The following is an 8,731-nucleotide window of genomic DNA, read 5'->3' on the forward strand; positions in this document are numbered from 1 at the left end:
TAGAGTCCCGGATTGCGCTGCGCTTCATCCGGGCTACGGTGACCCACAATGCGTTTTGCCGCGATTGCCGACGTCCACGGAAATTATCTCGCGCTGGAGGCGGTGCTCTCAGACATTCGCGCGCTTGGGATCACCGACATCGTCAATCTCGGCGACATGCTGAGCGGGCCGCTCGATGCTGTCAGGACCATCGAGATCCTGATGGCGATCGATGCCGTGCACGTGGTCGGCAACCACGACCGCTATCTGCTCGACCGGCCCCCGGAGAAGATGGGCTCGTGGGATCGTCCTGCGCATGCGCAGCTCAATGCCGCCCAGCTCGACTGGCTGCGCGCGCAACCGATGACGCGCGTGTTTCGGGACCAGGTTTTCCTCTGCCACGCAACGCCCGAGAACGATGAGATCTATTGGCTCGACACCGTGCACCCTGAGGGCACCGTCGCGCCGTCGCCGCTCGATCGCATCGAGCAGTTCGCGCAAGGCATCCCGCAATCGCTGATCCTCTGCGCCCACACCCATCTCGCCCGCGCCGTGCGGCTTCGCGATACCAGGCTGATCGTCAACCCCGGCAGCGTCGGCAGCCCCGGCTATCGCGACAAGCACCCGTTCCCGCATGTCGTCGAAGCCGGCACGCCGCACGCGCGCTATGCAATTCTCGAACTCATTGATGGCGCCTGGCAGGTGACGTTCCGCCAGATCGCCTACGACCATGAAGCGATGGCCGCGCTCGCCCGCCGCAACAATCAGCCCGAGCTGGCGAACGCGCTGGCGACGGGGTGGATCACGTAGACGCCCGTAGCCCGGATGGAGCGCAGCGCAATCCGGGGCCGTCATCGTTTGTGGCACAGATCCCGGACTACGCCATCCGGGCTACGATCAAACTCACTCCAGCAGCTTCATCGGATCGGCCGCCTTCTGCTTCAACTGCTCGAAGGTACACTGCCGGGGCGCCTTGTCGGGGCGCCAGCGCAGGATCGAGGTGCCGTGGCGAAAGCGCTCGCCGCTGAAATGGTCGTAGCAGATCTCGATCACCAGCTTCGGCTTGAGCGGGCACCATTTGGCCGAGCGCTCGGTCGACCATCGGCTTGGCCCGCCAGGTGCGTTGCCGGTGAAGCCGGGCTCGCCGATCAGCGCTTCCAGCCGGTCGGTCAGGGCAGGCTTCTCATCAGCCTTGATCGCTGACGTGAAGCCGACATGGTGCAGCAGGCCCTTGTCGTCGTAGAGCCCGAGCAGTAGCGAGCCCACGACCTTCCGGCCCGCGATCTTATTGGTCGCATAGCGGAAGCCTCCGACCACGCAATCGGCGCTACGAAACTTCTTGATCTTCTGCATGCCGTCGCGATTTCCGGCCTGGTAGGGCAGGTCGATGCGCTTGGCGATCACGCCGTCCGAACCGCCGCCGGATTGCGCCAGCCATTTCTTGGCCGTCGAGTAGCTCATCGTGAAAGGAGAGAGGCGGAAGAGACCGCCTTTCAGGTTGGCCCTCGCAAACGCCTCCAGCGCCGGCCGGCGCTCGGTGAGCGGCGCATCGGCAAGCTCCCTCCTGTTCGCCGTCGCCAGCAGGTCGAACACGAGATACAGCGCCGGTGTTTCCTCCGACAGTTTCTTCACCCGGCTTGCGGCAGGATGAATCCGCTGCAGCAGCGCGTCGAAGGAAAAACCTTTGCCCTGCGGAACGACGATCTCGCCATCGAGCGTGAACCGATCCGCCTTCAGCTTCAGCGCGGCGGCGACGATCTCGGGAAAATAGCGCGCGAGGTCCTCGCCGGATTTCGAGCGCAGGTCAACGGTGCTGCCGTCGCGCGATAGCAGGCAGCGGAAGCCATCCCATTTCGGCTCGTACTGCCACTCCCCGCCGCGCGGGATGGCATCGACCGAACGCGCCTCCATGGCGGCCAGCCGGGCGGGCTTTCGGCGGGTTGCGCGGCGAGGAGAGGGCACGGCGAACGCTCTTTGATTCAGGACATGCGCTTCAACGCCGGGCCCGTAAATTTGCTCCTGCCAGCTGCCTTGACAAGATAATATGTGCGCTTACTATAAGCGCGCATATTAAAAGAGAGGCCGCATCGTGAGCGACGAAAACACCTGGCAGACGGAATACGCCATCGAGACCACGGCCTCTCCGGAGGCGATCTGGAGCATCTTTCGCGATGTCGCCGCCTGGAAAAACTGGAACGCGGGCATCGAGCAGATCGCCATCGATGGGCCGTTTGCATCAGGCACCTGGTTCACCATGAAGCCGCCCGGCGAGGAGGCGCTGCGCTCGCAACTGGTCGATGTGCGCGAGAACGTCTGCTTCGTCGATGAAACGCGGGTCGGCGACCTCGCCATCCTTGTCGCCCATCGCATCGAATCGCTTGGACCCGGACGGACGCGTATCGTTTACGCGGTCGACGCCCGCGGGCCGCATGCTGCCGAAATCGGCCCGGCTGTTTCCGCCGATTTCCCGGAGGTGCTGGCGAGCCTTGCCAAGCTGGCTGAAGCGACACGATGACCAAGCCGCCGCTTCCGACCCGTCTGTCCGGCCCCGCCGAAAGCCCGGGCTTCCTGCTCTGGAAGATCTCGAACGCGTGGCAACGCCGGTTGCGGGTGGCGCTTCAGCCTTACGGGCTCACGCATTCCCAATTCGTGCTGCTGGCGACGGCAACCTGGTTTGGCGCCGAGGAAACGCTGACCCAGGCGCGGCTCTCTCAGCTCAGTGGCATCGATCCGATGACCACGTCGCAGGTGTTGCGCGCGCTGGAAGCGGCCGGGTTGATCGAGCGGATCGATCATCCTCAGGACCCGCGCGCCAAGGCGATCACCGTCACCAAGGCGGGCCGCGATCTCGCGCGGAAAGCCGTCGTGGCCGTCGAGGACGCCGACGCCGCGTTCTTCAAGCCGCTCGCGTCCGACACCAAGCGGCTGGTTGCGATGTTTCAGTCGCTCGTCGAGGGCAACGAGCGCGTTGATGAGTAGCCCGGATGGAGCGCAGCGCAATCCGGGAAGGTTCGCGTGGGGCACGACCCCGGATTACGCTTTCGCTCCATCCGGGGCTACCAGCAAAACAAAACGGCCGGCGTTTCGCCGGCCGTTGTAAAATTCGCTCGTGCTCGCGACGTGGATCAGACCGCGGAGGTGATCCACTGCTGCAGCTTCGCCTTCGGCGCGGCGCCGACCTGACGGGAGGCCATCTCGCCGCCCTTGAAGATCATCAGGGTCGGGATCGACATCACGCCATATTTCGACGCGGTCTTCGGGCTCTCGTCGACATTGAGCTTCACGATCTTGACCTTGTCGCCCATCGCGCCGGCGATCTCGTCGAGGGCGGGGGCGATCATGCGGCAGGGGCCGCACCACTCGGCCCAGAAATCGACGACGACGGGGCCGTTCGCCTTGAGCACTTCGGCTTCGAAATCGGTGTCAGAAACCTTGCCAACGGCCATTGGAGTACCTCACTCGGTTGAAAGAGAATCGGCGCGACCTGGAATCGCGCCGGAGATCATGGTCCCAACCTATGAACGGCCCCTTGCCGGGTCAAGGACGCTCACGCCGAGATGAAGGGATGCCAGCGCCGCGTCCAGCGCGGGGGCCGAAATCTCCATATATTCAAGGGCCTCGGTCCAGAGCAGCACGGCGCGGACGGGCTTCCGGGGATAAAGCCTGGAAAGCATCGCCCGGTAGAGCGCGAGCTGCCTGACATAGGCGGCGGGCGCCTCGGCCGCGCTGCTGGGCGCCGTCTGGTTGGTCTTGAAATCGACGATCAAAACCTCTGATGGCGTCACCACCAGGCGGTCGATCTGCCCCGATACCAGCGCCGGCGGCCGGCCCGGCCGATCGAGCTTGCCGACGATGGCCACCTCCGCCCGGCTGCCGGCGGCAAAGACCGGCGCAAAGCGCGGCTCGGCGATCAAGGCGAGCACCTTGTCGGCCAGCGCGACGCGATCGGCCTCGGTCCAATCAGCGGCGTTGCGGGCCATGAAAGCGAGCGCGGCCTCGCGCCGGCGCTCGGTGGCGATATCGGGCAGGGATTGCAGCAGCCGGTGCACCAGCGTGCCGCGCTGCAATGCCAGAGCGCGCGATTGCACGGATTCGCCTGATCGCACGCGGCGGCCGTCCTCGGCCTGCTGGCCGGAGGGGCGCAATGGATCGTCCTCGATCATCTCGCGCGGTGCCGGCGTCCGCAGCCAGTCCGGCAGCGCGATCGTCTGATCGACTGAGTTCGCCGGCGTGCCCAGCGCCGCCACATCCTCGGGGCGGGCGAAGCGGGTCACCTTGCCGAGCGGCGTCTCGATCGTCTGCTTGTCCAGGCCCGAGCCTGACAGACCGGTGTCGACCAGATCGTACCAGCTCAGCTTGCGGACGGTCCTCATATTGCCGGGCATGCAGCCGCCGACGATCAGGCGGTCGGCGGCGCGCGTCATCGCGACGTAGAGCAGGCGGCGATATTCGTCCTCGGTCTCCTCCAGCATCGCCTTGCGCGCCTCGGCGACAGGTTTTGGATCGTCCGCCTTGCGCCCAGCCCAGACCACGACCTCGCCGCCATTGCCGCGCGGCACGTTGATGAGCCGCACCCGCTGCGAGTCCGCGGGTGACGACGTGGTGTCGACCATGAACACGACCGAGGCCTCGAGGCCCTTGGCGCCGTGCACCGTCATCACCCGGACTTCGTCGCGGGTGATCTCCATGTCGCGCTTCACTTCGGTGTCGGCCGAGCGCAGCCAGGCCATGAAACCCTGCAGCGAGGCAGGTGCCTTGCGCTCGTAATTCAGCGCCAGCTCCAGAAACTCGTCGAGCGCGTCATTGGCTTCGTGACCGAGCCGGCGCAGGATCCGCGCGCGGCCGCCGTCGCCGCCGAGCAGCCAGGCATAGAAGGCAAACGGCGTTTCCTCGCGGGCCCGGATCCCGCAGGCTGCCAGGCGCCGCAACACGGTCGCAAATTTCCCGTTTCCAGCCGCATGCTCGCCGAGGGCGCGGCGCAGCGATCCCTTGCGGTCATGGGCGAGCTGAAACAGATCGTCGTCCTCGAGACCGAACAGCGGGCTCTTGAGCGCCACCGCCAGCGCAAGGTCGGCCTGCGGCAGCAGCAGCGCGTCCGCAAGGTTCATCAGATCGATGATGGCGATGTGCTCGGTCAGCTTGAGCCGGTCGGCGCCGGCGACGGGGACGCCGGCGTGCTTCAGCGCCTGGATCACCGCGTCGAACGCATTGCCGCGCCGTCGCACCAGGATCAGCATGTCGCCATAGCGCAAGGGGCGTCGCTCGCCTTCATGGCCCGTCAGCGTGCCGCTCTCGACCAGCCGCTTGATCTCGGCCTGGATGCGCCGGGCGAGCTTGACCTCGGGACTGGTCACGGCGACGCCATCGAACGGCGCGCGCCATCCCTCGATCTCCTGCCGGTCGTCGGCTTCGGCCAGATCCCAGAGTTCGATCACGCTCGGGCCGGCATCGGCGAGCGCATTGTGCAGGGGATGGCCGATCTCGACCGAATGGATGCTCTTGTAGATCTGGGGATCGCGGAAGACGTGGTCGACCGAATGCAGGATCGCCGCGCCCGAGCGGAACGAATAGGTGAAAGCCACCGGATCGAATTTCAGCCCGGTCGCGGTGAATTTGCGGTGCAACTCGCGCCGGCGCGCATCGAACTCGTGCGGGGCTGCGCCCTGGAACGAGAAGATCGACTGCTTCTCGTCGCCGACCGCGAAGACCGTGCGGTTCAACCCCTCGCGCGCGCCTTCGCCGGCCGTGAATTCCGAGATGATGTGCGCGACGATATCCCATTGCCGCGGGCTGGTATCCTGCGCCTCGTCGATCAGCACATGATCGACGCCGCGGTCGAGCTTGTAGTGCACCCAGCCCGAGGAGATGCGGTCGAGCATCGCCAGCGTCTTGTCGATGAGGTCGTCATAGTCGAGCAGGCCACGTTCCTGCTTCTCGCGGCGGTAGTTCGCGGCGGCTGCGGTCGCGATATGCAGCAGAGCCGCGGTGCGGTCGCGCATGGCGACCGCGCGGCGCTTCTCGATCAATCCGTTCAGGCGGACTGCTTCATTCTCGAACAGGCGCGCGACGGACGGATTGAGCTCGCCGAACTTCTTGGTCAGCACCGCCTTGCGCGGCAGCTTTTCGTCGGTGAGGAAGACGCAGAGATAGGCGTCGACCTGCGACGCGCCTGAAAACGCCTTGGCCTCGCGCAGCCGGCTTGCCTGGTCGTTGTCCGATTTGCTGCCGTCCTCCAGCGCAAACGCAATGTCGTCCCAGCGGGAGCGCGGCAGGTATGGTCCGTCGAGAATTTCATTCTCGACATCCTCGATGCGATCGCTCGCATCCACGCCCAATACGGCCGTCATCTGCGCAGCGGCGGCTTCCGCGTTGCCGGCCCCATCGGTCCAGGCCATGAAATGGTCGCGGCTCAGGCACGCCTCGCGGACGACCTCCTTGAAGGTGACGTCGGCGGCGCTCGCCATCGCCGTCAGCAGCGCGCGGCCGGTGACGCTGTCAGGATCGCGCGCGGCCTCCAGGAGCACCTTCAGATTGGCGCGCTCCATCATGTCGTTCTGGTCGCGGTCATCCATCACGGCGAATCGCGCCGGCACGTTGGCCTCGAACGGAAATTGCTGGAGCAGGCGGGTGCAGAGCGCGTGGATGGTCTGCACCTTCAATCCGCCCGGCGTCTCCAGCGCGCAGGCGAACAGCTTTCGTGCCTCGCGCCGCAGCCTTGCGCTGGGATGCGGGATGCCGATGGCGCGGATCGCAGCGTCGAGCCCGGCATCGTCGAGCGTCACCCAATGTCCCAGCGTGGTGAACACGCGCTCGGCCATATTGGCGGCGGCGGCCTTGGTGAAGGTGATGCAGAGGATCTTTTCCGGCGGCACGCCCGACAGCAAAAGGCGGATCACGCGCTGCACCAGCACATGCGTCTTGCCCGAGCCGGCATTGGCCGACACGAAAGCTGACGCGGTCGGGTCCGACGCACGCGCCTGCCGTGCGCGCACCTCGTCGGGAATCGGGCGCGGAAGCTTCACCATTCCTCGATCCCCAGGCCGCCGGCCGCTGACCATTCCTTGATCCGGGCGAGATCGTCATAGGCGCCGTAGCGGTTGGTCCACATCGGCAGGTTCAGCGAGGTGTAAGGCTGGCTCTCGTCGTCGAAGGCGCGGATCAGCGCTTCCAGCTTGGCGCGCGCTTCCGCGGCCGCGGTGTCCGGCGGCTGCGGCTCGTCGCCAGGCTTGTATTTGAGCTCGAGGATGCGTTCCTCGCCCGGCGGGTTGTTGCCGCTGAGGCGGACATAGACGAGCTGGCTCACCGATGCGCCGGCGTCGATGTCGGGGAAACCGCCCTCGCGCAGGATGGCGGCTTCCAGGGTCAGCTGCGGCGACAGGCCCATGCGGACCTGCTTGCCGGTCGGTGGCTGACCGGTCTTGTAATCGAGGATGGCGTAGCCACCGCCCCGGCGCCGCTCGATGCGGTCGGCGCGGGCGGAGAGAATGAAGCTGCGCTGATGATCGAGCCGGATCGAGATCTCGCCGCGGGTCTCGGCCGCGATCGCCTCGATCGCATCGCGCCGCGCCGTCTCCCATTCGCCGAACCATTGCGCGATGCGCTGGAAGCGCGGCCACCACAGCGCGCGCGCCTCGGGCCGCTCCATCAGCAGGGCGAAATGCTTCTCGCCGATCGCGCGCAACACGCGGGCGGGATCGTCGGGCAGATGCCTGGCGTAGGTTTCGGTGAACTCGCCGATGGCATCGTGAATGGCCGAGCCGCGGTCGGCTGCCGACAGCGGCATGTCGACGGGATCGAGCGTGTCGAGCTTCAGGATGTATTTGGCGTAGATCGTGTAGGGATCGCGCAGCCAGTCCTCGATCGCGGTGACCGACATCTTCAGCGGCCGCGTCGCGCGCGGCGGCCGAGGCTCGGGCTGCTTGACCGGCCTGACCTCGGCGGGCTGGTCCAGCGCGCCAGCGAACTGCACGTATTTTTCGCCGGCGCGAACCGCCGCCTTCCAGAGCTCGTCGCCCGCGACCGCCTCCAGCCGGTGCAGGAAGCGCGAAGCCACCGCCGGTGCGCCGCCCGCCTTGGCGGAATGGGTGAGGATTACTTCGTCGCCGCCGAGCAGCTGCGCGAAATCGTGAGCGGAGAGGCCGATACGCCGCTCCGGCAGATCGAGACCGAGCTCGTGCCGCATCGGCCGGCTCAGCCAGGGATCGATCCGCGGCGCCGGCGGCCAGACGCCTTCGATCAAGCCGCCGATGATGATGCGGTCGGCCTGCATCAGGCGCGATTCCAGCGGGCCGTAGATCTGCAGGCGCGCGCCGGGCTTGTCGCGCCGTCGCACCGCGCGATCGCTGAACGCGGTCTGGAACACATCGGCATAATCAGGCAGCGTCACCATCAATCCGCTGGTGGTGCCGCCGCGCAGGAGATCGTCGAATGCACTGGCGAGCGCAAGGCCCTCGCGCTCCTCGAACGCGAGCGGAACGCCTTGCTCGTCGCGCGACAGCTCGATCAGGATCTCGCGATGGCGATGCGCCAGCTCGGCGAAGTCGAACGGTTTTGATGATGCGAGGCTCTCGATCGGCGCCAACGCTTGTCGGAGCGTGTCGATCAGCGCCTGGATGCGATCGAGATCTTCCGCCTTGAGACGCGCGCGCGGCTCGGCCGCGTGCAGCGCGGAGACGTCATGGCGCCAGAGCTTTGCCAGCTCCTCGCGAAAGCGGTTGAACTCGCGCAGCAGGCCACCCGTGCCCGCCGGCGG

7 protein-coding genes are annotated in these 8,731 nt (G+C 66.5%); 3 read left to right on the forward strand and 4 right to left on the reverse strand.

Annotated elements, in window-relative coordinates; translation table 11 throughout:
• The first annotated feature begins 48 nt into the window (after nt 1–48).
• Nucleotides 49–789 carry a metallophosphoesterase family protein gene (locus tag AOQ71_RS24665; RefSeq protein ID WP_057752296.1) on the forward strand — a complete coding sequence of 247 codons (741 nt, stop codon included), beginning with the start codon at nt 49–51 and terminating at the stop codon, nt 787–789.
• A 93-nt stretch (nt 790–882) separates the two neighbouring features.
• On the opposite strand, the gene AOQ71_RS24670 is transcribed toward AOQ71_RS24665, so the two are convergent.
• The gene (locus AOQ71_RS24670; protein WP_057752299.1) at nt 883–1,890 is read right to left on the reverse strand and encodes an ATP-dependent DNA ligase; all 1,008 of its coding nucleotides are present in this window, start codon (nt 1,888–1,890) and stop codon (nt 883–885) included.
• Nucleotides 1,891–2,068: 178 nt separating this feature from the next.
• On the opposite strand from AOQ71_RS24670, the gene AOQ71_RS24675 reads away from it, so the two are divergent.
• Together AOQ71_RS24675 and AOQ71_RS24680 are read left to right on the forward strand one after the other, a co-directional pair.
• Complete coding sequence (locus AOQ71_RS24675) at nt 2,069–2,494, forward strand: SRPBCC family protein (protein ID WP_057752301.1); 426 nt, start codon at nt 2,069–2,071, stop codon at nt 2,492–2,494.
• Nucleotides 2,491–2,958, forward strand: coding sequence for a MarR family winged helix-turn-helix transcriptional regulator (locus AOQ71_RS24680; protein WP_057752305.1), 468 nt, complete (start codon nt 2,491–2,493; stop codon nt 2,956–2,958). Before AOQ71_RS24675 ends, AOQ71_RS24680 begins: the two co-directional genes overlap by 4 nt.
• Before the next feature lie 146 nt (nt 2,959–3,104).
• Here the strand turns inward: AOQ71_RS24680 and trxA are convergent, their stop codons facing one another.
• From trxA to addB, 3 genes are all read right to left on the reverse strand, one after another.
• Complete coding sequence (trxA, locus tag AOQ71_RS24685) at nt 3,105–3,425, reverse strand: thioredoxin (protein ID WP_007598398.1); 321 nt, start codon at nt 3,423–3,425, stop codon at nt 3,105–3,107.
• A 69-nt stretch (nt 3,426–3,494) separates the two neighbouring features.
• The gene (addA, locus tag AOQ71_RS24690) at nt 3,495–7,004 is read right to left on the reverse strand and encodes a double-strand break repair helicase AddA (RefSeq protein ID WP_057752308.1); all 3,510 of its coding nucleotides are present in this window, start codon (nt 7,002–7,004) and stop codon (nt 3,495–3,497) included.
• A partial coding sequence (gene addB / locus AOQ71_RS48390) for a double-strand break repair protein AddB (RefSeq protein WP_245317097.1) occupies nt 6,998–8,731 on the reverse strand: 1,734 nt, incomplete at its 5' end. The genes addA and addB, both read right to left, overlap by 7 nt.

The sequence above is a fragment of the Bradyrhizobium manausense genome (genome assembly GCF_001440035.1).
In the GTDB taxonomy this organism is placed as follows: Bacteria; Pseudomonadota; Alphaproteobacteria; order Rhizobiales; family Xanthobacteraceae; genus Bradyrhizobium; species Bradyrhizobium manausense.